Annotated in this window: 17 protein-coding genes and 1 riboswitch; of the genes, 12 read left to right on the plus strand and 5 right to left on the minus strand. The window is 47.1% G+C overall.

Annotated elements, in window-relative coordinates:
- The first annotated feature begins 288 nt into the window (after window positions 1-288).
- From G7Y45_RS18415 to pncB, 4 genes are all read left to right on the plus strand, one after another.
- Complete coding sequence (locus G7Y45_RS18415) at window positions 289-1,068, plus strand: SDR family NAD(P)-dependent oxidoreductase (RefSeq protein ID WP_005807996.1); 780 nt, start codon at window positions 289-291, stop codon at window positions 1,066-1,068.
- Between the two features lie 140 nt (window positions 1,069-1,208).
- Window positions 1,209-1,811, plus strand: coding sequence for a TetR/AcrR family transcriptional regulator (locus G7Y45_RS18420; RefSeq protein WP_022011573.1), 603 nt, complete (start codon window positions 1,209-1,211; stop codon window positions 1,809-1,811).
- 116 nt (window positions 1,812-1,927) lie between these two features.
- A complete protein-coding gene (locus G7Y45_RS18425) occupies window positions 1,928-2,905 on the plus strand; it encodes a nitroreductase (protein ID WP_165016677.1) in 978 nt (325 codons plus the stop codon).
- 98 nt (window positions 2,906-3,003) lie between these two features.
- Window positions 3,004-4,170 (plus strand): nicotinate phosphoribosyltransferase, encoded by a 1,167-nt coding sequence (pncB, locus tag G7Y45_RS18430; protein ID WP_005782737.1) that lies wholly within the window; start codon window positions 3,004-3,006, stop codon window positions 4,168-4,170.
- 23 nt (window positions 4,171-4,193) lie between these two features.
- On the opposite strand, the gene G7Y45_RS18435 is transcribed toward pncB, so the two are convergent.
- Window positions 4,194-5,405: a peroxiredoxin gene (locus tag G7Y45_RS18435; protein ID WP_005782739.1), complete on the minus strand. Its 1,212-nt coding sequence runs from the start codon at window positions 5,403-5,405 to the stop codon at window positions 4,194-4,196.
- A gap of 752 nt (window positions 5,406-6,157) precedes the next feature.
- A complete protein-coding gene (locus G7Y45_RS18440; protein ID WP_165016675.1) occupies window positions 6,158-8,416 on the minus strand; it encodes a cation:proton antiporter in 2,259 nt (752 codons plus the stop codon).
- A 179-nt stretch (window positions 8,417-8,595) separates the two neighbouring features.
- Window positions 8,596-8,810: riboswitch (cobalamin riboswitch) on the plus strand.
- A 138-nt stretch (window positions 8,811-8,948) separates the two neighbouring features.
- Between G7Y45_RS18440 and accC the strand changes: the two genes are divergently transcribed.
- The 5 genes from accC to G7Y45_RS18465 all read left to right on the plus strand — a co-directional run bounded on the left by accC (window position 8,949) and on the right by G7Y45_RS18465 (window position 14,675).
- Complete coding sequence (gene accC, locus G7Y45_RS18445) at window positions 8,949-10,463, plus strand: acetyl-CoA carboxylase biotin carboxylase subunit (protein ID WP_165016672.1); 1,515 nt, start codon at window positions 8,949-8,951, stop codon at window positions 10,461-10,463.
- Between the two features lie 6 nt (window positions 10,464-10,469).
- On the plus strand, window positions 10,470-10,970 hold the full coding sequence (locus tag G7Y45_RS18450) for an acetyl-CoA carboxylase biotin carboxyl carrier protein subunit (RefSeq protein ID WP_005782744.1): 501 nt from the start codon (window positions 10,470-10,472) through the stop codon (window positions 10,968-10,970).
- A 17-nt stretch (window positions 10,971-10,987) separates the two neighbouring features.
- Window positions 10,988-12,523, plus strand: coding sequence for an acyl-CoA carboxylase subunit beta (locus tag G7Y45_RS18455; RefSeq protein ID WP_005782746.1), 1,536 nt, complete (start codon window positions 10,988-10,990; stop codon window positions 12,521-12,523).
- Between the two features lie 139 nt (window positions 12,524-12,662).
- Window positions 12,663-13,547, plus strand: coding sequence for an AraC family transcriptional regulator (locus G7Y45_RS18460; RefSeq protein ID WP_165016670.1), 885 nt, complete (start codon window positions 12,663-12,665; stop codon window positions 13,545-13,547).
- A gap of 213 nt (window positions 13,548-13,760) precedes the next feature.
- Entirely contained in the window at window positions 13,761-14,675 is a 915-nt protein-coding gene (locus G7Y45_RS18465) for a YncE family protein (RefSeq protein ID WP_005782752.1), read from the plus strand.
- Window positions 14,676-14,858: 183 nt separating this feature from the next.
- On the opposite strand, the gene G7Y45_RS18470 is transcribed toward G7Y45_RS18465, so the two are convergent.
- Window positions 14,859-15,530 (minus strand): isochorismatase family protein, encoded by a 672-nt coding sequence (locus G7Y45_RS18470; protein ID WP_165016668.1) that lies wholly within the window; start codon window positions 15,528-15,530, stop codon window positions 14,859-14,861.
- A 393-nt stretch (window positions 15,531-15,923) separates the two neighbouring features.
- Between G7Y45_RS18470 and G7Y45_RS18475 the strand changes: the two genes are divergently transcribed.
- A complete protein-coding gene (locus G7Y45_RS18475) occupies window positions 15,924-17,537 on the plus strand; it encodes a serine hydrolase (RefSeq protein WP_005821486.1) in 1,614 nt (537 codons plus the stop codon).
- A gap of 112 nt (window positions 17,538-17,649) precedes the next feature.
- On the opposite strand, the gene G7Y45_RS18480 is transcribed toward G7Y45_RS18475, so the two are convergent.
- On the minus strand, window positions 17,650-19,281 hold the full coding sequence (locus G7Y45_RS18480) for a PAS domain-containing sensor histidine kinase (protein WP_234059036.1): 1,632 nt from the start codon (window positions 19,279-19,281) through the stop codon (window positions 17,650-17,652).
- Window positions 19,282-19,520: 239 nt separating this feature from the next.
- On the opposite strand from G7Y45_RS18480, the gene G7Y45_RS18485 reads away from it, so the two are divergent.
- Window positions 19,521-20,369, plus strand: a complete 849-nt coding sequence (locus G7Y45_RS18485; protein WP_032531656.1) for an AraC family transcriptional regulator — start codon at window positions 19,521-19,523, stop codon at window positions 20,367-20,369.
- A gap of 134 nt (window positions 20,370-20,503) precedes the next feature.
- Here G7Y45_RS18485 and G7Y45_RS18490 read toward each other — a convergent pair whose 3' ends face one another.
- Window positions 20,504-21,997, minus strand: a complete 1,494-nt coding sequence (locus G7Y45_RS18490; protein ID WP_022011579.1) for an IMP dehydrogenase — start codon at window positions 21,995-21,997, stop codon at window positions 20,504-20,506.
- Window positions 21,998-22,411: 414 nt separating this feature from the next.
- Here G7Y45_RS18490 and G7Y45_RS18495 point away from each other — a divergent pair, with 414 nt between their 5' ends.
- A complete protein-coding gene (locus G7Y45_RS18495; protein ID WP_005808025.1) occupies window positions 22,412-22,645 on the plus strand; it encodes a hypothetical protein in 234 nt (77 codons plus the stop codon).
- Window positions 22,646-22,887: the final 242 nt, after the last annotated feature.

Consider the following 22,887-nt stretch of genomic DNA (forward strand, 5'->3'; position numbering starts at 1 on the left):
CCTTAAATCTAATACTATGAAAAACACATTGCAAAGATACGGACTTCTGGTAATTTTGCAAATTTACAAAGCAAAACAGGATATCTTATAACATGGTTTAATAGAAGAACCATGACGTTAACATTTAGTCTTTCTTTCGTTAACATTTAACAGACTTATAAAGATTTAGCGAAATAGAAGATACATAGATGCTAAAGTCAGGCAAATGGTGCTAAAGAGGGTTTATTCGGATAACAAATTCCCCAATAAACTGTTTTTGAGGATAATAATCCTCAAAAATAATCCTATATGAACAGATTTGAAAATAAAACAGCCGTTATCACGGGCGCTGCCGGTGGAATTGGCGAAGCAACCACACGCCGCATTGTATCCGAAGGTGGAAAAGTTGTTATAGCCGACCATTCAAAAGAAAGAGCAGAACAACTTGCTGCCGAACTCAATGCTTCAGGAGCAGATGTACGCCCGATCTATTTTTCTGCAACAGAATTGCAGAGTTGCAAAGAGTTGATCGCCTTTGCCATAAAAGAATACGGGCAGGTAGATGTATTGGTAAACAACGTAGGAGGTACAAATCCTAAACGGGATACCGACATTGAGACACTGGACATAGATTACTTCGACGAAGCTTTCCATCTTAATTTATCTTGTACCATGTACCTGTCCCAACTGGTTATCCCCATAATGAACGCACATGGCGGTGGCAATATTGTGAACGTAGCCTCAGTCAGTGGAATTACAGCTGATGCGAACGGCACTCTTTATGGAGCAAGCAAAGCAGGAGTCATCAATCTGACCAAATACATTGCGACACAAACAGGAAAGAAAAACATACGATGCAATGCTGTAGCCCCGGGACTGATTCTCACACCTGCAGCATTAAACAACCTGAATGAAGATATACGGAACGTATTTCTCGGACAATGTGCGACACCATATTTAGGAGAACCGCAAGACATCGCCGCAACAATTGCTTTTCTGGCTTCCGAAGACGCACGATACATTACCGGGCAAACAATAGTAGTAGACGGCGGTCTGACCATACACAATCCAACGGTAAACCTGGCATAAAAGATTCTCCTTTTACCCCAAACATATTATATCCCAAACAGTAGAAAAGTGCTGTTTGGGAAAAATATTTCTCTTTTCCTCTCGATGTTACCGATAAGAAACATATTTTTGTGACCGATCAGTAACAATAATATAAAGTCATGGAAAAAGAGTTTATCAAAAACAGACAGGTAACAGAGCTAACCCTCATCAAAGCAGTAGACGAATTAATCGAAGAGAAAGGTTTCGAAGGATTAGGCATCAATGCAGTAGCAGCAAAAGCCGGAGTATCAAAAATGTTGATCTACCGTTATTTCAACTCTTTAGAAGGTCTGATAGCAGCATATATCGGCCAACATGATTATTGGATTAACTTTGACGGAGCACTACCGGATAAAAACCACCTTGGTGAATTCATCAAAGAGATGTTCCGGAAACAAATCATAATAATGCGAAAAAGCTACACTTTGAAACGGCTATACAGATGGGAACTCACATCAGACAACAATTTTATAAAAGACCTCCGCGAGAAAAGAGAAGCCAAAGGCATTTGGCTGATAGATGCTGTAAGCAAACTGTCAAAACACCCGCAAAAAGAAATAGCAGCCCTTGCCACTATCATTACAGCAGCCATCAGTTATCTCACGTTGCTGGAAGAAAACTGTTCTACCTTCAATGGTCTCAAACTTCAGGAAGAGAGCGGTTGGAAAGAACTGGAAGACGGAATCAACATATTAGTGGACCTATGGTTAGAAAAGCAATAACAAAAAATGAAAAAGATGATAACGTTTGGAATTTGCATACTGGCAATATTACTCAACGGATGCAATAAAGATATAATAGAATACAGCAATAATGATCTCAGATCGACCTATTAATTATGGAAACAATAACAGATGACTATCTATTCATGATAGAACAAGCCACTAAAGCTCCTTCGGGACATAACACCCAACCTTGGTTATTTCGTATCGTAGAAGCAGGTATTGAGATTCATCCGGATAAAACTAAAACACTATCAATTGTAGATGGAAACCGGCGTGAAATGTTCATCTCCCTGGGATGTGCAACTGAAAATTTGTGCCTGGCTGCACAAACTAAAGGATATTCAGCCCAAGTAAACATTGCAGATAATGGAAATATCACAGTAAAACTCCAGCCCAATGCAGGCGTAATTACCCCTTCTTCTATCATTGTACAAATTGGCAAGCGGCAAACCAACAGAAGTATATATACAGGACAACTGATTCCGGAAGAAATGATACACAAGTTGCTTTCAATACCGAAAGCAGCAACAGTACACCTCCATTGCTGGAAAATCGGAACGCCTGAGTTCGACAAAGTTCGTTACTATGTTCTGAGGGGGAATACAATCCAGATGACCGACTTCCACTTCAAGAATGAGTTGAAAAACTGGATGAGGTTCAATAAGAAGCATGCAGAATCGACTAAAGATGGTTTAAGTTATGCTGTTTTTGGTGCACCTAACTTACCACAATGGTTATCTCGCCGCATCATGAATGCTTGTCTGACTCCCAAAATACAAAATAAAAGTGATGAAAAAAAGCTCCGATCGTCTTCACACATCATGCTGTTCTGTGCCGAGAAAGATACTCCGAAAGATTGGATTAATCTGGGAAGATCTTTAGAGTGCTTTCTGCTGAAAACAACGGAAATCGGTGTGTCCACCGCTTTTATCAATCAACCATGCGAAGTGGAAATCCTCTCTGAACAAATGCAAAGAGAACTGCTAAACAATAAAAAAACTGAAATACCGTGTGTTTTACTCCGTATGGGATATAGCAGTCCAATGCCCTACTCGCCAAGAAAAAATCTTCATGAAGTGCTGATGCCCTAAAAACTTCCTTTTATAAAACCTAAACCTTTGGACAATTGTTAGTATCTTCGCCCTACATTTTAAATCTGAAATATCGTTTTACCAATTAAAAAAATCCAATGATTATTCGTACCATACTCGATACAGACCTTTACAAATTCACTACCTCGTATGCTTACATTAAACTATTCCCGTATGCGATGGGCACTTTCAGTTTCAAAGACAGGGATGAAACTGAATACAGCGACGAGTTTGTAGAAAGACTGAAAACTGAAATCAGTCGCTTATCGCATGTAGCACTGACTGGAGAAGAACTGGAGTACATGGTGAAGAACTGCCGTTTCCTCCCCAGAGTCTATTGGGAATGGCTCTCTTCTTTCCGTTTCCAACCGGAAAAAATAGAAGTCCGTTTGGACGAAAATCGACACCTCCACATAGAGATCAGTGATTACCTTTATAAGGCAACGCTTTATGAAGTACCTTTACTTGCCATCGTTTCCGAGATAAAGAATCAATCATCCGGCAATATCGCCAGTATGGGAGATATCTTGTGTAAACTATCCGAAAAGGCAGAACTATCCAACAAGCATCAACTGTTTTTCTCTGAATTCGGAACACGGAGACGCTTCTCATTCGACGTGCAGGATCAAGTCATCGGACACCTGAGACAAACAGCCCGCTATTGCATCGGCACCTCCAACTGCCATTTCGCCATGAAATACGGCATGAAACCCATGGGTACACATCCGCATGAATGGTTCATGTTTCATGGAGCACAATTCGGTTATAAACACGCCAATTACATGGCTCTTGAAAATTGGGTAAATGTATACGACGGGGACCTCGGCATCGCCTTGTCCGACACCTATACATCTGCCATCTTTTTAAGCAACCTGAGTCGCAAACAAGCCAAATTGTTTGATGGTGTAAGATGTGACTCAGGCGATGAATTCAGGTTTATCGACCGATTGACTGCCCGTTACAAAGAGTTAGGCATTGACTCGACTACCAAGACAATCGTATTCAGCAATGCACTGGACTTTGACAAAGCACTGGACATTCAGGAGTATTGCCGGGGAAAAATCCGCTGTTCATTCGGTATCGGCACAAACCTGACTAATGATACCGGATTCAAGCCATCAAACATCGTCATGAAGCTATCGCAGTGCAAGATGAACCTGAATCAGGAATGGCGCGAATGCGTGAAACTATCAGATGACATAGGGAAACATATCGGCAGCCCGGAAGAGGTACGTGCCTGTTTATACGATTTGCGGCTGGAATAAACTCCAACCGCAAATGCATTTTATCATAACAGTGCTTTGATAGCGTCCGTTATCTCTTTATCGGTTTTCTCCATTCCATATCCCTGAATGACTTTTCTGACCACCCGGTCCTGATCTAATATAAAGAAGAAAGGTGCTGCGCCATATGTCCGGTATGACTTGACAATGCCTTCATCACCACATAGGAATCTATAGTTTATCTGGTTCTTATCCGCATAAGTCCGCAGCGAATGAGGTTTGCGTCCCCAGGTTTCTATAGAAACCACTTCAAATTCATCGGCATTGAACTTCTCTTTCAGCCCGTTCAGAAAGGGGATGGATGCATGACAAGCACCGCATCCGATACCGGTCAGATTCACTAAAAGCACTTTACTCTTAAGATTAGATAACGACACCGGATTCTCGTACATATCTTTCAACATCCAGTCGGGAGCTTTCTTCCCTATAAGTTCTCTTGCCGAAAGTTGGGTAGTCTTTCCTTTCTCACCATACTTGCGGATTTCATAGTCTTGGGGCAAATAATCATATAAGTTAAAATCGGCCATTGACAATTGATTCAACACTACATCCGAACATATATTGGCAGAAATCTGATGCGACATTTCCCTGCGGACTTTATAAGGCAAATCATCCGATTTATTAATCCACAGTTCGTAAATCGAGGTCGGGTCCCCCAGGTCAAAAGGAGGTTTCGGTATATAATATGCCTTTCCAAAAAATTCAACCTGTCTGTCTTCATGTATCACCAACTTGAAGTAATACGCTTCTCCTAAATCCTTCCATTCGGTTGTGATGCTATCCCCCGTACTCAAAGCATATCCGATGATATTCCGGCTGTAACAGAAAAACGGAGGACCCACCAACCTGAAAGGAAGTTTTCTGGTCGTGAAATCATCGATCATAATCCCTTTATGCTCATGAAAACTTATCATTTTCACTTTTCCATCATAACCAAATTCAAATCGCGTCGTATCTTTGGCGTTAAGAGCCACATAACTTGCACCGATAGTCGAATCAGAAGGATTAGTGTATTCTTTAATAAACCGAAAAGAATTAGTTATAGCAGTCGTATCACCGGGTTGCCAGGACTGAGATTGTTCATGATAAGAAGCTGATTCTACCTTATCAAGATTACTTAGAACTTTTTTCAAATAAGTTCTCATATCCACATCATTCTTACCACAGACATTCATGACTAATAAGAATGAAATAACAGATAATAAAATGGACTTCATAGTACTTTATATTTTAGACATACACAAATATAGCCAATGAAAGTAGAAATCAACAACCGGCATCTTAACTTTTATACTTAATAATAATATTATAGTATCTACTAACTTTTCATAGAAAGTCAGAGTTTTAAAAGCCTAAAAACAAACAGATGCATATATCTCTATTTTAACATCAAAAAGAAACTATTTTCCCTTTTTGAACAACACACTTTATATTAAAAACCGGTGCAGCAGAAGAATACAACGCATAGATATGACATTTACATACAGAAAGTTGCATCATATTGAGTAAATATGCTATTTCATATAACAAAAGACCTTACTCTTTTCCAAAAAGAAGTAAGTGTTTTCCCGAAAAGAAGTTAGTCTTTTGTTCGGAAGAAGCTAATCTTTTGTCCGAAAGAAGTTAATAACGCAAAAAGAAGGCGTAAAATACAAGTTTCCTGAAATTATCGGAGGCTTCAGAAGGGATATGTGTCAACTATCATTTTAAAGGTTCAATCCGACCTACAACGACAGAAGATGTCTAAAAACAAGGATCACCAACCATATGCTTGATAAAAAGGTAAAATCACATCATTTTGATTCTGTCTGATGGGAAAATAAGAGTCTTTTCGGAAGCAGTCGCAAACGAGGCCGGAAAGAAACGAATACAGACCGTATTGAAAATACAGAATGATACTTCATTGTGTATCTGTCAAAATGCAAATTTTCGCCTCAGCCGTTTTCCTTTCCTCTGCTCTTTACCACTCTTACTTCTTCCGCACCAAAAACTGCCTGATCTTCTCCCTGTCTCCTACCACCCAAACCAAATCTCCCAATTGGAAAACTATAGCCTGATTCACCGGAACCAATTCACCCTCTCGTTCAAGGGCTACGACGAGACTATCATATCTTTTTCCTAACCGGGACTGGGCAATGCTTTTGTTCAGAAACGGAAAATCTTCATCTACCGTGAATGAATGAAGCGTCACATCTTGTTTTATGTTCTTTTCATCCGGCAAATCCTGTCTGTTCTCAAGTTCCGTCCGGAACTCTTGCAGCTGTCCGCCTGTTCCGACCACTACTAACTTATCCTGCGGATAAATTCGTTCGGAACTTTGTGGAATGTATATTCTCCGCTCCCCTCTGACAATACTTACTATATTGACACCAAACTCCCGCCTGAAAGGGAGTTCATCCAATGACTGACCGATATAAGACGAATAAGGAGATACCCAAACGGAAGTCAGCTCAACATCTTTGTCATTAAACTCACTGTTAAAACGACTTTTCAGAGGATAACGTTTGCGGGCAGCTTCTTCCCTTCCGTTCAGATTGGTCAGGAAGTGTGTTTCCAGATGCGAATATTGCGTGAGGTTCTCCCTGAAAATAAGAATCAATGCCAATACGGCAACGGCTATCACAATGCCTATCCCATAATTGAGGCTGAAGTAACTGATAACGACCCCTGCAATGAAAAAGACGGCAACCGACACACGGAACAAAATCAGCGCGACCAACCGTCCGTGATTGTAATTATCATCATTCCACAACTTAAAAAACACATCCGGGGAATTATACTTATCTGAAACAAGTGCCCACAGGAAAGGTGTCATCAACAGAAGTGTGACCAGACACATCCCTATGTTTACCCATCGCCCGGGAGCATCGAACATCTCGTTTATCGTGGGATAAACGGTTTGCACAGACAATAACCAAATCGCCGTGAGAAGGACACTATAGATAATCACTCTTCCGACAATCGTCTTCAACAACCGCTTCCAATCGCTGTCATGATTGACCGTCTTCTTACCGGAAGCATAGCGATCCAGACTTTTCCTGGTTTTAGGCGGAAGTATTTTATAAAGCCATTCGGCAAACGGATTTGCCAACCGGATGAAATAAGGAGTTGTGAATGTAGTAATCACCGATACCGCAACAATAATCGGAGGGATAAAACTATCCAGTACTTTGAGTGAAGCCCCCAGCCCTGCGATAATGAAAGCGAACTCTCCTATCTGGGCAAGGCTGAATCCTGACTTGACGGAAACCTTCAACGGTTCACCGGATAATAAAACTCCCAATGAAGAAAATATGGATTTACCCACAAGAGTTACCAAAGTAATGATGACCACCGGCCAGGCATACTGCACCAAGACAGCCGGATTGACCAACATACCGACAGAGACAAAGAAAATAGCTCCGAAAAGATCTTTCACCGGCTGGATGATATGTTCTATGTGTTCGGCCTCAACCGTCTCGGCAAGGATAGATCCCATAATGAAAGCACCCAGTGCAGCCGAGAATCCTGTACGGGTAGCCAACACAACCATTCCCAGACAAAGTCCCAGCGAAACGATCAGTAAGGTTTCGTTATTCATCAGCCGTTTTGCTTTTTTCAAAAAGAACGGAAGGATAAATATCCCAATCAGGAACCATAGGATCAGAAAGAAAACAACCTTCAACACACTCATCAACAGCTCTTCACCTACAAACTCCTTACTCACTGCCATTGTAGAAAGGATGACCATCATCAGGATAGCGATCAGATCTTCAACTACCAATGTCCCGAATACAACACCCGTGAAGCGTTGGTTACGTAAGCCGAGATCATCAAACGCTTTGATAATAATCGTTGTTGACGACATGGACAACATACCCCCCAGAAAAATAGAATTCATTGTGCTCCAACCTAACAGATGTCCTACCATATAACCGATCAGCAACATGCTGATAACTTCGGTGGTTGCCGTGATAAAGGCAGCTGACCCAACATTTATTAATTTCTTAAAACTAAACTCCAACCCAAGGGCGAAAAGTAAAAAAACAACTCCTATCTCAGCCCAGATATTGATGTTCTCAATATCACCTACAGTCGGGAAAATCTGCACGTAAGGTCCCGCCAATAATCCGGCGACGATATATCCCAGTACCAAGGGTTGTTTCAACCATTTGAACAAAAGGGTAATGATACTTGCGGACATCAGTATTAGGGCAAGGTCGGCAATTAAGGTAGGTAAGTGTGACATGGCATGTATATTTCGTTAGTAATTCATTCCGTTTATGCTCTTTTATTTGTAAAAAAGAACAATCGACAGTCTATTTGTGTTTCGTCTATATGACATTTATTTTGAAACAAAGCGCCGTTGGTCATTGCACAAAATTGAACTTTTCGTGCAAAAAGTATCCACTCTATCCAATATTTCTCTATATTTGTCCCCGAATTGGTTCGGAATCCGTGGTCAACGGACGAAGATTAAAAGGGAATCGGGTGTAAATCCCGGACAGTCCCGCTGCTGTGAAGCTCTATATAACATCTTATCAATAAACCAATTACAAACCACTGACGGAAAAGGAAACGTCGGGAAGGTCCGATAAGATGTAGAGTCAGTCAGAAGACCTGCCATTCAATGAATAAGAGCTTTTTTACCTCGTGGGTTAGGAAAGAAAGCATCGTTGTTAAGCCCCAAATCGTAGAAATACTGTGTTTTCATCGGGTGGACTCATGTCCGCAGGGTGGAAAGCATGAATATGTGTATTCCATTTAATTGAGAAATGAATATGATTAAAAGAATCTTAGTCGCCAACCGCGGCGAAATAGCCGTGAGGGTGATGCGCTCCTGCCGGGAGATGGAAATAACGAGCATTGCCGTTTTCTCGGAAGCGGACCGAACAGCGAAGCATGTGCTCTATGCCGACGAAGCTTACTGCATCGGCCCGGCAGCATCGAAAGAGAGTTATCTGAATATAGAAAAGATTATCGAAGTGGCAAAGTCGTGCCGCGCAGACGCCATCCACCCGGGATACGGGTTCTTGTCCGAAAATGCAACCTTTGCCCGTCGTTGTCGTGAAGAGGGGATCATCTTCATCGGTCCGGACCCGGAAACCATGGAGGCGATGGGAGATAAGATTTCGGCACGTATCAAGATGATAGAAGCCGGTGTACCGGTGGTTCCGGGTACTCAAGAAAACCTGAAGAGCCTTGAAGAAGCGGTAGAACTCTGCAATCAAATCGGTTATCCGGTAATGCTGAAAGCCTCGATGGGAGGTGGTGGAAAGGGTATGCGGCTGATTCATCGTGCAGATGAAGTGGAAGAGGCCTACACAACCGCCAAGAGCGAATCACTTTCGTCATTCGGCGACGACACGGTTTACCTGGAGAAATTTGTAGAAGAACCGCATCACATTGAGTTCCAGATTCTGGGCGACAAGCATGGCAACGTGATTCATCTGTGCGAACGTGAATGTTCGGTGCAACGCCGCAACCAGAAGATTGTGGAAGAGAGCCCTTCGGTGTTCGTCACTCCTGAACTACGCCGGGATATGGGAGAAAAAGCAGTGGCCGCCGCCAAAGCCGTGAACTATGTCGGAGCGGGAACCATCGAATTTCTGGTGGACAAGCACCGCAACTATTACTTCCTGGAAATGAACACGCGCCTGCAAGTGGAACATCCGATTACCGAAGAGGTAGTCGGCGTAGATTTAGTGAAAGAGCAGATTAAAGTGGCCGAAGGACAGGTGTTGCAACTGAAACAGGAAGATATCCAGCAACGCGGACATGCCATCGAATGCCGCATCTGCGCAGAAGATACAGAAATGAACTTCATGCCCAGCCCGGGTGTCATCAAGCAGATTACGGAGCCAAACGGCATCGGGGTGCGCATCGACAGCTATGTATACGAAGGTTACGAGATTCCGATTTATTATGACCCGATGATCGGCAAGCTGATTGTATGGGCAACCACACGCGAATACGCCATCGAACGGATGCGCCGTGTACTCCACGAATATAAGCTGACAGGAGTAAAGAACAACATCAGTTATCTGCGCGCCATCATGGATACTCCCGACTTTGTGGAAGGGCATTACGATACGGGATTCATCAGCAAAAACGGGGAAGTGCTCCAACACTGCATCGCCCGTACCAGCGAACGTGCAGAGAACATCGCACTGATCGCCGCTTACATGGATTACCTGATGAACCTGGAGGAGAATAACAGCGGACTGGCTGCGGACAACCGCCCGATCAGCAAATGGAAAGAATTCGGACTGCACAAAGGAGTATTAAGAATATAGAAGAGTATGGAAATACATATAGGAAATCGCGTGGCCGAGATAGAACTGGTCAGCAAAGAAGATAACAAAGTGGTACTCACCATCGACGGAAAAACGTTCGAAGCGGACGTTGTCATGGCAGAGAACGGGAATTGCAACATCCTGATGGACGGACGCAGCTCCAACGCCCAACTGATTCGCAAAGAGAACGGAAAGAGTTACAAAGTGAATACACACTACAGCAGTTTCAATGTCGAGATTGTGGACAGTCAGGCAAAATATCTGCGGATGCGCAAGAAAGGTGAAGAAACACAGAACGACCGCATCATTTCGCCCATGCCGGGCAAGGTAGTGAAAATCCCCGTCAGTGTGGGACAGGAGATGAAAGCCGGAGAAACTGTCATCGTCATCGAAGCGATGAAGATGCAGAGTAACTACAAGGTGACTTCAGACTGTCGGATTAAAGAGATTCTGGTACAGGAAGGTGATAATATCGCCGGAGACCAGACGCTGATAACGTTAGAATAACGAATAATAGAAAGACAATGGAAGAAGTAAATAAAGCCTATGCCACGTTCGAAGAGCGTGACCGTATCGCTTCCCAAGGCGGAGGCGCTGCCAAGATTGAAATACAACATGCGAGCGGAAAGATGACTGCCCGCGAACGCATCGATATGTTACTGGACAAGGGAACATTTGTGGAACTTGACAAGCTGATGGTGCACCGCTGCACCAACTATGGCATGGACCGTAACAAGGTTCCGGGCGACGGTGTGGTGTCGGGTTACGGAAAGATCGACGGCCGTCAAGTGTTTGTCTACGCTTACGACTTCACCGTTTACGGTGGTTCACTCTCGGCATCGAATGCCAAGAAGATAGTCAAGGTACAACAACTGGCTTTGAAGAATGGCGCGCCGATCATCGCACTGAACGACTCGGGCGGTGCACGTATCCAGGAAGGAATCGAAAGCCTGTCGGGCTATGCCGACATCTTTTACCAGAACACGATGGCAAGCGGCGTGATCCCGCAGATTTCGGCTATCCTCGGTCCATGCGCCGGAGGTGCCTGCTACTCTCCGGCACTGACGGATTTCATCTTTATGGTGAAGGAGAAAAGCCATATGTTCGTCACCGGACCGGATGTGGTAAAGACGGTGATCCACGAAGAAGTCAGCAAAGAAGAACTGGGCGGTGCCATGACGCACAGCAGCAAGAGTGGTGTAACGCATTTCATAGCAAACACCGAGGAAGAATTGCTGATGTCGATCCGCGAGCTGCTCTCCTTCCTCCCGCAAAACAATATGGACGAAACGCGCAAGCAGAACTGCACCGATGACATCAACCGCGAAGATGCATCACTCGGCAGCATTATCCCCGCCGACCCGAACATACCGTATGATATGAAAGAGATCATCGAACGGGTTGTTGACGAGGGCTACTTCTTTGAAGTGATGCAGAACTTTGCCAAAAACATCATCATCGGTTTTGCCCGCTTAGCCGGACGCTCGGTAGGTATCGTGGCCAACCAGCCGGCATACCTGGCGGGTGTGCTCGACATCGATGCCAGCGACAAGGCAAGCCGTTTCATCCGCTTCTGCGACTGTTTCAACATTCCTCTGATTACGTTCGAAGACGTTCCGGGCTTCCTGCCGGGATATACGCAGGAGAACAACGGCATCATCCGCCACGGTGCCAAAATAGTGTATGCCTTTGCCGAGGCCACAGTGCCCAAGCTGACTGTGATCACCCGCAAGGCCTATGGTGGCGCTTACATCGTGATGAACTCCAAGCAGACGGGGGCGGACGTGAACTTTGCCTACCCGAGTGCGGAAATTGCCGTGATGGGTGCCGAGGGAGCCGTAAACATCCTGTTCCGCAAGGCGGACGCAGAGAGCAAAGCCAAAGAACTGGATGCCTACAAAGAGAAGTTTGCCACTCCATACCAGGCTGCCGAACTGGGATTCATCGACGAGATCATCCTGCCGAAACAAACCCGTAAACGCTTGATACAGGCATTGGAGATGACGGAAAACAAAATGCAGACGAATCCGCCGAAGAAACACGGAAACATGCCGCTGTAGGCACAGCAGGCGGACCAAGCAGAGAGAGGGTATATGCGCGGGGGCAAGGCGACCGGAACAAGATTTCGCACGTCTCCCCGCATTTTTCAGGAAGTTTTATCCTATATTTGCGTCAGCTAACTCCAAAACCTTTCATCTTATGCCCACTAAGCGCCTTTTCGTCCCCGATGACATTCTCCGTCCGGCACAGCCGGGTGAAAACAAGAACATACGCCTGCTCCAATACGTCAACTCTACCACACAGGAAAACTTCGACGCTTTCCTGACGCACCATGCCCTGGTATACATCCTCTCCGGGGTGAAGCAGATCAAGGTAGGGAGCAATCAGTTTGACATCCGCCCCGGAGAACTGTTTCTGATACCAAGGGGAGAGTACGTGATGTCGGAATACATTACCGGCGAACATGGGTTCCGCAGCCTGATGTTGTTTTTCAGCAAACGGGTTGCGCAAGGACTGGCCGAACAACTGAGCGGATGTTTGCCGGAACGTATATCGGAAAGGATGCCGACAAAAAGAGAAGCCATAAAGATCATTCCCCACAACCGGGAAATAGAGAAACTGTTTTCTTCGTTGGAGGAATACAGCAAGAGTAAGAGTCCGTTTATGTGCGAACTGATCCGGCTGAAATTTACCGAACTGGTATACCTGCTTCTGGACAGTCCTTACCGGCAACTAATAGCTTCCTTCCTCCTGGATGCGGCACGAAGCGAAAGCCCGGCACTGTCAGCCGTGCTCGACCGGCATTTGTATTCCCCGGCCACCGTCAACGAACTGGCTATGCTTTCCGGCAGAAGCCTGTCGAACTTTAAGCGGGAGTTTGCCCAGGAATATGGTGAAGCTCCCCGCGGATGGATACGCAGAAAAAAACTGGAACGCGCTGCTTATCTGCTCGACACGTCGGACAAAACGATCGAAGAAGTAACGGACGCGAGCGGATTTGTAAGTGCGGCACACTTTGCCCGGCTCTTTAAAGAGCAATATCAGATGACACCTACTGAATATAGGGGGAGGAATGATGAATGATGGGCGAAAAGCGATGAACGATGGACGAGAAGTGAGAAATGGAGATGATCGAAGACCTATATATAAGGTGTGGGAAGCTGCCGGAACGAAGCATTCGTAAACGTACCCTGAACCAAACAGACTGGAGACTGAACCAAACGGGCAACAACCCGTTCTCTATTTGCCTGTATCTTTGCTGCATGAAATTCATCTTATGAAATACAAGATCAGCTTATGAAAACTAAATTCTTTACTCCCATCCTATTGATCACCTTCTCGGCTACCGCTCTGTGTTGCCAAAGCAAAAAACAAAACCAGCCGACGGAAAAGGCACAGCAACCGGAAACAACGATCATCAGTGACAGCATTCGTTTCTGCGAAAGCACGTACCCCTATCAGGGAGGTATCCTGATCGCCAACTTCGGAACGGAGCAGCTCAATCCACTCAACACGGAAGGCAGGGGATACATCGCCTACCATAAAGATAACCGGACAGAAATCCTGATTCCTGCCGACGGCAACCTCTCCGGACCGAAAGGAATGTTTGTTCGTGACGAGCACCTGTTCATCTGCGACGTCAACAAAATCGTAGTCTACAACCTACAAGCACCGGAGAAAGCACCGCAAGTCGTCCTGCTGCCCGAAGGCAACCTTTTCGTAAACGACCTCGTGGCGGAAGGGAATACACTTTATGCTTCTGTCACCAATACAGGAAAAATCTTCAGCATCGACATCAGTGACCCGGGCGCAGTAGGGATTCCTGCCGAATGGGTGAGCATCGCCGGACCTAACGGGCTGATTATCGAAAACGGAACCATGTACGTCGCCTCTTATCCCGCTGACGGGAAGACAACGGACAACAATGTCATCTATCAGATTACCGACCTGAGCAAACCCGTTCCGGAGAAGTTCATCACCACCCCGGGACAATATGACGGTATCGCCCTCTCTGCCGACAAGAAAACGATGTACATCACCAACTGGACACCCGCACAAGTTTGTGCCGTCGACATGAATACCCGAAAGATCACGCCACTCGACATTAACCCGGAGAAACCGCTGTCCGGCCCGGCAGATATCACGGTAGCCTCCGGAACGATGTATATTCCGGACCTGCCCAACAGCAGGGTCATCGTTTATCCAATGTAAGATTCGGTTCATAATCCGTCATTACTTATACTAAGAATTCCCTTATCCCAGCTTTTCCCATCCATTGAGAAAGTTGAGATAAGGGAATCTTCCGTCTATCGGAAGGCCGTTTTCGGGATGATTATCCTTTCAGGAACTCCGCTCAGAGAGCCCCCCCGATTAACGGTCTATATAACCCCGTGCTCACCGCTCCCGCATCTCTGCCACGAACTCGTCGGTGGTGTAGACCTTCTCCGCCAGCAGGGTGAAGTTGATGAACGCTGCCGTATCGGCGTCCAGTCCGGGGAGCTTGGCAGAGGCCGTAGCGTCAAAGATGACGGCTGCCTCGAATCCGCGTTCCTGCAACTCGCGCAAATGGGACTCCGCGCAGAGGTTGCCGGACATGCCGCACACCACTACCTTGTTCACCCCACGCTTGCGGAGTTGAAGAATCAGGTCATTGTTTTCCGGCCCGTACAGTTTGTGGGGTGCCGTGACGATGATATTCGTGCCCCCGTCGATATAGGGTTTGTAGAGTTCCAGCCAGTCGGCACCCGAACCTTCGAAACCCTCGCCGGTCAACTGTCCCCGGCGTTCGAACATGCCCGTGTCGTGCATCAGTTTCTCGATGGGACCTTCGAAAAGCCATTGGTGATCATGCTTATAGTAATAGTGCGGGGAGATGAATACCAGCATGCCTTTTGCGGCTGCCACCTCGAAGATGCGGCGGAGGTTCTCCACCGTACCATTCTTCTGTATGTTCTCTCCGAAAGCGCCCCAGCCCAGACCGTTCTCGCTCAGGAAATCGTTCTGCGGGTCTGTCATTACAATCGCTGTGTATTCGTCGATGACGAACGGGGTGTTGATACCTTCCATAATCTTTTTTTGTTTTTAGATGTTTATACTCCTTTTAGCTCAGGGTGCGGCGTCGGTGTACCGCTTGTTTTCCGACTTTGCAAAGATCGGCATTCCACACAGGACAGGAAAGGGCCATATGGCCGGATAAGTTAGCAATTCTTCCCGAATAAGAAGAAAATCATGCTATCTTACCCTATGAGGAAAGGAAATGGATCAGAAGAGGGAACGGAGACACCTATTTATATATAAAAGGCTTATAACAAACAGGTTTTAGAGAGTGGAAACGCCACTCTTCCCCGCCTTCGGGAACAATTGCCTATTCAATGTGTGATATCGCTCTTTCCCGAGCAGCGATAAGCACCGATCTTTGCAACATCAGATTTAAACAACTAAAACAATCCCGCGAACGTTATGAAAAAGAATTTATTAATTTTAGTCGCACTGCTGACTTCGGCAACGATCTCGGCACAGAACGGAGGAACCATTATGAAGAAGTATGAGAACCAATTGCCGCAAGCCGGCAGGGGAAATGTGCACGTTGCCTACCAGGGCAAGGCCATCGACCAGATGATTTACGATTTTATGGAAGAACAGGGAATACCGGGCATGACGCTTGCCATCGTACAGGCGCCTTACATCCCCCGGGTGGTGGGCTACGGAGTGACTGATTTCACGAAAGGAAACCTCGCCGCCGCCAAGACGCTCTGGCCCATCGGCCCCATCTCGCAAGGATATGCTGCCGTGGCGGTGATGCAACTCTACGAACGGGGCAAACTCGACCTGAACGACCCCGTCGGCAAGTACCTGAAGGATGTGCCGGAAAGCTGGAAACCGGTCAGCATCCTCCAGTTGATGCAGCACAGCTCGGGCATCGCCGATTACCGCGCGCAGAAGGGTTTCGACGTCTCTGCCGATTATCGTCCGGAACAGTTGATCGAGACCGTAGCCGCACTGCCACTGGCCTTCGAACCGGGAACGGATGTGAAGCAGAGCGCCACGAACTTCCTGCTGCTGACTTCCATCATCGAGAAGGCGGGCAAAATGCCTTACCACGATTTCGTGAAGAAGTATCAGATTGACTACCTGGGACTGCGGCAGACTTTCTTCGGAGAAGACCTGGCGAAAGTAAAACAGGAGGACGTGACCACTACGGGCAACGTGCACCAGACATTCAAGAAGGACCGGGACTATATCAACCCCTCGGAAACAACGACCGGATACGTTGAAAAAGACGGCCGGCTCGTCGCAGCGCCTGCTGTCAGCCCTACGGCACTGAAAGGTTTCTCCGACATCTGGGCATCGGCGGAGAACGTTTCCCATTGGGACATCGGACTGGCGGGAAGCGCCTTGATCGAGAAACCGGAAAACCGTGACATCGTGTACAAACCCACCCGGCTGGCCAACGGCAAGGTGGTCCCCGCCATGGCAGGCTGGCAGTTCTATAACCACAACGGGCTGATGGACATCAAAGGCGACGTGTCAGGACATTCGGCTTTCCTGAGCCGTTTCACCGACGCTTCGGAACTGGTATGCGTCACCCTGCTCGCCAACAAGGAGGGAGTGGATCTGACGAACCTGGGACGGCGCATCGCCGCCGCTTTCGACAGCGCCAAGATGGGCACGGGAGCCAACGACAACCTGCTGTACACCTACGAGAGCCAGTTCAGCGTAGACGAAACCATGGGACGCATCGAGCAGACGCTCCGGGCAATGGGAATCCCTGTCTTCGCCAAATTCGACCACGGAAAGAATGCGGAAGAGGTAGGCTTGACGCTTCGCCCGAACCAGGTGATCGTCTTCGGTTCGCCGAAAGTGGGCACAAAGCTGATGCAGGACAATCCGAGCATCTCGATCGAATTGCCGCTGAAGATCTCCGTTTGGGAGGATAAGAACGGCAGTGTATGGGCCACTTTCCCACAGATGCAGGTGATGGCGGCCGAATACGGGCTGGAAGCGGAACCGGTGATCGGAAAGATGCAGGAATTGCTGGAAAAGATCGTGATTAAGGGGGCAAGCGTGTATTGACTCCATGCCCGAGGGCATTCTTAAAATAAACACAGAAACGGGGAAATCACAAGCGGTTATGGGACAACGCGCAACGTGACTTTCCCCGTTTCATTCGGGTACCCCCCCGTTTCTATTTTCTTCCTATCGGCAGGCAGACTTCAAACCTCGCCCCCTCACCCACTTCGGACTCCGCACGGATCTCTCCGCCGAAATGTTCCACAATCGTCTTACAGATGGCAAGTCCCAACCCCGTTCCTTGAACAAAAGAATCTCCTTTATAAAAGCGCTCAAAAACATGCGCGATCACCTCCTCCGACATTCCTTTCCCGGTGTCTTCGACAAACAGCTCTACATCCTTCTCCCCCCTCCGGCGATAGCCTATCCGGATGCTGCCCCGGCTCGTAAACTTTATCGCGTTATTGATCAGATTATTCACCACCTGCTCCAGCCTTACCGGGTCCGCAGTAATCGACACATCCTCTGCGGGCAGATCCGCAATCAGTTCTACACCGGGCTTCACGTTCAGACGCTGCATGCGGGCTATGTCGGCAAACATCTTGTTCAGTGAGAAAACCGAAACGTTAAACTCCATGGTGTTCGATTCAATCTTCGAAAGATCCAGAATATCCGAAATCAGGAACATCAGCAACTGCCCGTTCTTCTCTATCAACGCAGCATACTCCTCGATGTCCTCCGGCCTTAAATCGGACTGCTCGCTCACCAGCAGTGTGGAAAAGCCCACGATGGCATTCAGCGGAGTACGGATCTCGTGACTCATATTGGCCAGGAAAGCACTCTTCAACCGGTCGCTCCGCTGTGCCTTCCGGAGGGCATCGTTCAGCCTGTCCTCTATATCTTTATGCCGCTGCGTACTCATGCAGATACCTACAATACGGAACGGCAGATCTGACAGTTGCCCCACATAAGTAGACTGCCCCTCGAACCACTCCCAGCCCCCGTCTCCCCGGCGCAGACGATAAGGTACGGGTGCCTCGTACAAGTTTCCCGTCAACTGCCCGGCAAGGGCGTCGAAAAGTACCTTCCGGTCATCGGGATGCACCAAGTCGGAAAACTGTTCCATGGTCAGCGTATAATCTTGAGTCGGAATCTTCAGGTAGTCGAAATAACGCGGGTCAATCACCATCAGGTTCCGCTCCATGTCGAACGACCAGGAAAAGATATGTGTTTTGCTCAGGGCGATATTCAGCACATGCCGTTGCGTCCGTTCTTCAAGCACATTGCGCAGGTAGACGATCATCTTGATCAAGCGCCCGCTTTCATAAATCCCCACAATGCCGCCTTGAATCAGGAAGCTGATATTGGAACGGGGTTCGCGAATGAAGCAATTGGTAGAAAACAAAATGTTGCGCTTTCCGCTCTGTATCTCTTCCAGAAACCGGGGCAAAAGGTTCTCCTTGTCCTGGATCAGTTCGATGATGTCAACTGCCTGCCGCCCGGCAACCTGCCTCAAATCCAGTTGCAGTTCTTCCAGCAACAACTTGTTCATCCGTTCTATCTTCCCGTCAGCACCGAGGACAAGAATGCTCAGCGGCCACACATCAAACAGTTGCCTGCATACGGCATCTCCCACCAGCGCCTTTTTGAGCGCCCGCCTCTGCCCGTAGAGGCACTTCACCGCCACACACAAGGCAAACACGACAATAAGCAGCAAAACAATAACCGTAATCAGACTATTGTCCCCAATGGCCAAAGAAGAAAAAAAGACAGGAAAAACAAAGGTGTTGAATGAAGATCGGTTCATATAAATTCAGTTGTGTCAAGGCACAAAGATCGTACTAATATCAGTTATCGGCAACGGATCGGGTTGGAAATAATATTCTATTATTCTCACAAAATATTCCATCGTGTACGGATTGACCACTTTTAACTATGACAGGAAAAGCCCCGTACAGAATTAACAAGTCATTAACTATATTAGACCGTAATATAATGACTTTTGCAACCAAAAAGGGATCTCAGCGTTATAGCAAACAAAAGAACATGCTTACTCCAGAATTAAATATATCGGCCAATTTCACCACTGCCGACCGCATCAGCAGCGAAACACTGTGGGCATATTGTGCCGAACTCAAAAAGACAAAAGCCGTCATATTTGCCCTCTGCATACGGGGGCGTGTCAAGGCAATGATCAACCTGGTGCAATACAATATCGGTCCCGGTACGATGATCGCTATCCCCTCAGAAAGTTTCGTACAAGTGCTGAAGACATCGGACGATGTGCAGCTGCATGCGGTACTCTTTTCACTTGCGTTCATCCACGAAACCCACTTGGACAGATCGATCATCCATACGTTCTACATCATCAACGAACACCCCTTGCTCCCATTGTCCCCGAAAATTTTCGGCATCTACGTCCAGACTTTCGCGCTTTTGACACACATCCATAAAGACGCTCCGTTCCTTTTCAGTCATGCCACACTGAAGTCTATGCTTGAAGCACTCCTACAGGGGTTCACAGAGCTCAGTCAGCGAAAAGCGTTGTCGCAGGTAGCGCCCGCCAACAAACATTCCGCCGTCTTTCGCCAGTTTGTCCGACTGGTACAGGAGAATCATGCCCGCCAACATCAGGTACAGTTTTATGCGGCCGAAATGGGAATGAAATCGACTACCCTCTGCCACATCATAAAGAAAGAATCGGGCGGACAGACAGCAATGGAAATCATCAACAGTATCCTGATCCTGGCTGCCCGAACCCTGCTGCGAACCACACCCACTCCGGTGAAAGACATTGCCTTGAACCTGGGATTCAACAACGCGGCGTTCTTCAATAAGTTTTTCAAGAAGCAAGTGGGGATGACCCCACAGAAGTTCCGGAACGCAGAGAAATAAGGTCAAACCTACGAAACAGGCGGACCGAAACGAGTTTCAACAACTATACAGTCATCTCAAACCCCGTATCCGTCCGCCTGTCCTATATTATTCGCACTTATTGGATGGCCTGTGTGCGGATAGTGAAAAGTTTATTATCCTTTTTCCTTCAGAATCACGTCGTGTGCCCCGCCTTCTACGATACTGGTAGACGAAACCAATGTAATCTTGGCGTTTTGCTGCAAATCGGGAATGGTAACGGCACCGCAACTGCACATCGTAGCTTTGATCTTGCTCAGTGTGGCAGCCAGATTATCTTTCATCTTACCGGCATAAGGCACGTAACTATCGACTCCCTCTTCGAACTTCAAAGATTCCGTTCCGCCCATATCATAGCGCTGCCAGTTCTGGGCACGGTTCGAACCTTCTCCCCAGTACTCTTTCACATAATTGTTCTTGATGCAGAGCTTCTTTGTAGGCGATTCGTCGAAACGGGCAAAGTAACGGCCCATCATCAGGAAATCGGCCCCCATGGCAAGGGCAAGCACCATATGATAGTCGTGCACCAGTCCGCCGTCGCTGCAAATAGGCACATAGATGCCTGTGCGTGCCTGATATTCGTCACGGGCACGAGCCACGTCCTGCAAGGCAGTCGCCTGTCCGCGTCCGATACCTTTCTGTTCACGGGTGATGCAGATAGATCCACCGCCAATGCCCACTTTCACGAAGTCCGCACCGGCTTCCGCCAGATAGAGGAAGCCTTCTTTATCTACCACGTTACCGGCACCTACCAGTACTTTATCCCCATACTGCTGCTTGATCCATTGCAGAGTCTCATATTGCCATTCCGAATAGCCGTCCGAAGAATCGATGCAAAGCACATCCACTCCTGCTTCTACCAGAGCAGGTACACGTTCCTGATAGTCACGGGTATTGATACCGGCACCCACCAGCAATTTCTTATCGGGGCTTGACACCTCGTTAGGGTTTTCCTTGTGGCTGTCGTAATCTTTGCGGAAAACGAAATAAGCCAGACGGCCGTCCTTGTCGATGATGGGAAGAGTGTTGAGTTTGTGGTCCCAGATAATCTGGTTCGCTTCGCTCAGTGTCAGTCCCACTTCGCCTACAATCAGCTTGTCGAAAGGGGTCATGAAGTCTTTGATCTTTTTGTCCAGCGGATCTCTGGAAAGGCGATAGTCGCGGCTGGTTACCAATCCCAGAAGATGTCCGTTCGGTGTGCCGTCATCCGTGATTCCGATGGTAGAGTGTCCGGTCTGACGAAGCAGGCGAAGTACATCATCCAACGTATGTTCCGGTGTCAGGTTCGAGTCACTGGTCACGAAACCGGCTTTAAATTTCTTCACTTTCCGCACCATTTCCGCCTGACTGGCGATGGGTTGCGAGCCGAAGATAAACGAGAGTCCTCCGTTGCGTGCCAGCTCGATAGCCAGTTCGGGACCGGAAACCGACTGCATGATTGCCGAAACGAAAGGAATGTTCAATTCGATTGCTGCTTGTGTGCCTGCCGCATGTTTCACCAGCGGGGTGCGTAAAGATACATTGGAAGGTACACACTGTTTGGTGGTAAGACCGGGAATAAGTAAATATTCACCGAAAGTTCTTGATACTTCTTCTACGTAAACTGCCATAAGATAAGTTGTTTTTTGGCATGCAAAATTACATCTTTCTTTTTAATTATGTGACAGGGACAGGGGTATTTTTTTCAATTATCCCTTCACAGCATCCTATTCTTCTGCCGTCCGTCCATTCAGGCACGGATATTATTGATAAGTCTCAAACGTATGTCCCTCTTTCCGGAGTTGGCCGGCATATTGCTGCAAGGCGGTATCGGATATGCCCAAAGGTTCTGACAATACAGACATAGCCTGATTTCTTTAGTTCACCGGCAAAGGTAATACAAACCGGACTACGTCATGCTTTCCTTATAGATTTAATCCGAAACCGGCATCCCTGCTTTTAAATTAACAGAAAACAACGCCATTTAGCAAACACTTTCGTACCTCCGGTGTTATTCATTACCATACTATAAATAACTACCGCTTATGTCACAAGAAATGAAAGCATTCTCCGGAATGAAAACTACACGGAATTTCAGTTTCAGTCATTCCGAAGTCATTATCAACAGCACACCGGGCAGAAAAGTTGTTCTGGAATCGACTCTGTTGGAACAGTCGCCAATTGAAAAAGGATGTGGAGATGCCTCTTCACAGGCATGGAAGGCGACTCCGGCAGAAAGCCGGACAAGGCCTGTGTATAACGAGATCTGGTATACATAAGCAACCGCCTTTCCTGTTTTTATTCAATCACACACAAGAGCCGGATACTTCGGTTCCATCCGGAGAATGCGTCGTTTGGATACGCATCCTACAGGGGGACATCTGTTACCTTAAATGCCGACTTCATTTACGTGCCGGGATAACCGGTTTTACGTGCCGGGGTAAATGGTTTTACATACCGGGGTAAACGGTTTTACGTGCCGGGGTAAATGGCTTTACGTGCCGGGGTAAACGGTTTTACG

Origin of the sequence: Bacteroides sp. ZJ-18 (genome assembly GCF_011038705.2) — a bacterium.
In the GTDB taxonomy this organism is placed as follows: Bacteria; Bacteroidota; Bacteroidia; order Bacteroidales; family Bacteroidaceae; genus Bacteroides; species Bacteroides hominis.

What these genes read in the sequence shown, in the direction of transcription:
- G7Y45_RS18415 (WP_005807996.1), top strand. Translation starts at nt 289, where the DNA reads ATGAACAGATTTGAAAATAAAACAGCCGTTATCACGGGCGCTGCCGGT.
- G7Y45_RS18420 (WP_022011573.1), top strand. Translation starts at nt 1,209, where the DNA reads ATGGAAAAAGAGTTTATCAAAAACAGACAGGTAACAGAGCTAACCCTC.
- G7Y45_RS18425 (WP_165016677.1), top strand. Translation starts at nt 1,928, where the DNA reads ATGGAAACAATAACAGATGACTATCTATTCATGATAGAACAAGCCACT.
- pncB (WP_005782737.1), top strand. Translation starts at nt 3,004, where the DNA reads ATGATTATTCGTACCATACTCGATACAGACCTTTACAAATTCACTACC.
- G7Y45_RS18435 (WP_005782739.1), bottom strand. Translation starts at nt 5,405, where the DNA reads ATGAAGTCCATTTTATTATCTGTTATTTCATTCTTATTAGTCATGAAT.
- G7Y45_RS18440 (WP_165016675.1), bottom strand. Translation starts at nt 8,416, where the DNA reads ATGTCACACTTACCTACCTTAATTGCCGACCTTGCCCTAATACTGATG.
- accC (WP_165016672.1), top strand. Translation starts at nt 8,949, where the DNA reads ATGATTAAAAGAATCTTAGTCGCCAACCGCGGCGAAATAGCCGTGAGG.
- G7Y45_RS18450 (WP_005782744.1), top strand. Translation starts at nt 10,470, where the DNA reads ATGGAAATACATATAGGAAATCGCGTGGCCGAGATAGAACTGGTCAGC.
- G7Y45_RS18455 (WP_005782746.1), top strand. Translation starts at nt 10,988, where the DNA reads ATGGAAGAAGTAAATAAAGCCTATGCCACGTTCGAAGAGCGTGACCGT.
- G7Y45_RS18460 (WP_165016670.1), top strand. Translation starts at nt 12,663, where the DNA reads ATGCCCACTAAGCGCCTTTTCGTCCCCGATGACATTCTCCGTCCGGCA.
- G7Y45_RS18465 (WP_005782752.1), top strand. Translation starts at nt 13,761, where the DNA reads ATGAAAACTAAATTCTTTACTCCCATCCTATTGATCACCTTCTCGGCT.
- G7Y45_RS18470 (WP_165016668.1), bottom strand. Translation starts at nt 15,530, where the DNA reads ATGGAAGGTATCAACACCCCGTTCGTCATCGACGAATACACAGCGATT.
- G7Y45_RS18475 (WP_005821486.1), top strand. Translation starts at nt 15,924, where the DNA reads ATGAAAAAGAATTTATTAATTTTAGTCGCACTGCTGACTTCGGCAACG.
- G7Y45_RS18480 (WP_234059036.1), bottom strand. Translation starts at nt 19,281, where the DNA reads ATGAACCGATCTTCATTCAACACCTTTGTTTTTCCTGTCTTTTTTTCT.
- G7Y45_RS18485 (WP_032531656.1), top strand. Translation starts at nt 19,521, where the DNA reads ATGCTTACTCCAGAATTAAATATATCGGCCAATTTCACCACTGCCGAC.
- G7Y45_RS18490 (WP_022011579.1), bottom strand. Translation starts at nt 21,997, where the DNA reads ATGGCAGTTTACGTAGAAGAAGTATCAAGAACTTTCGGTGAATATTTA.
- G7Y45_RS18495 (WP_005808025.1), top strand. Translation starts at nt 22,412, where the DNA reads ATGTCACAAGAAATGAAAGCATTCTCCGGAATGAAAACTACACGGAAT.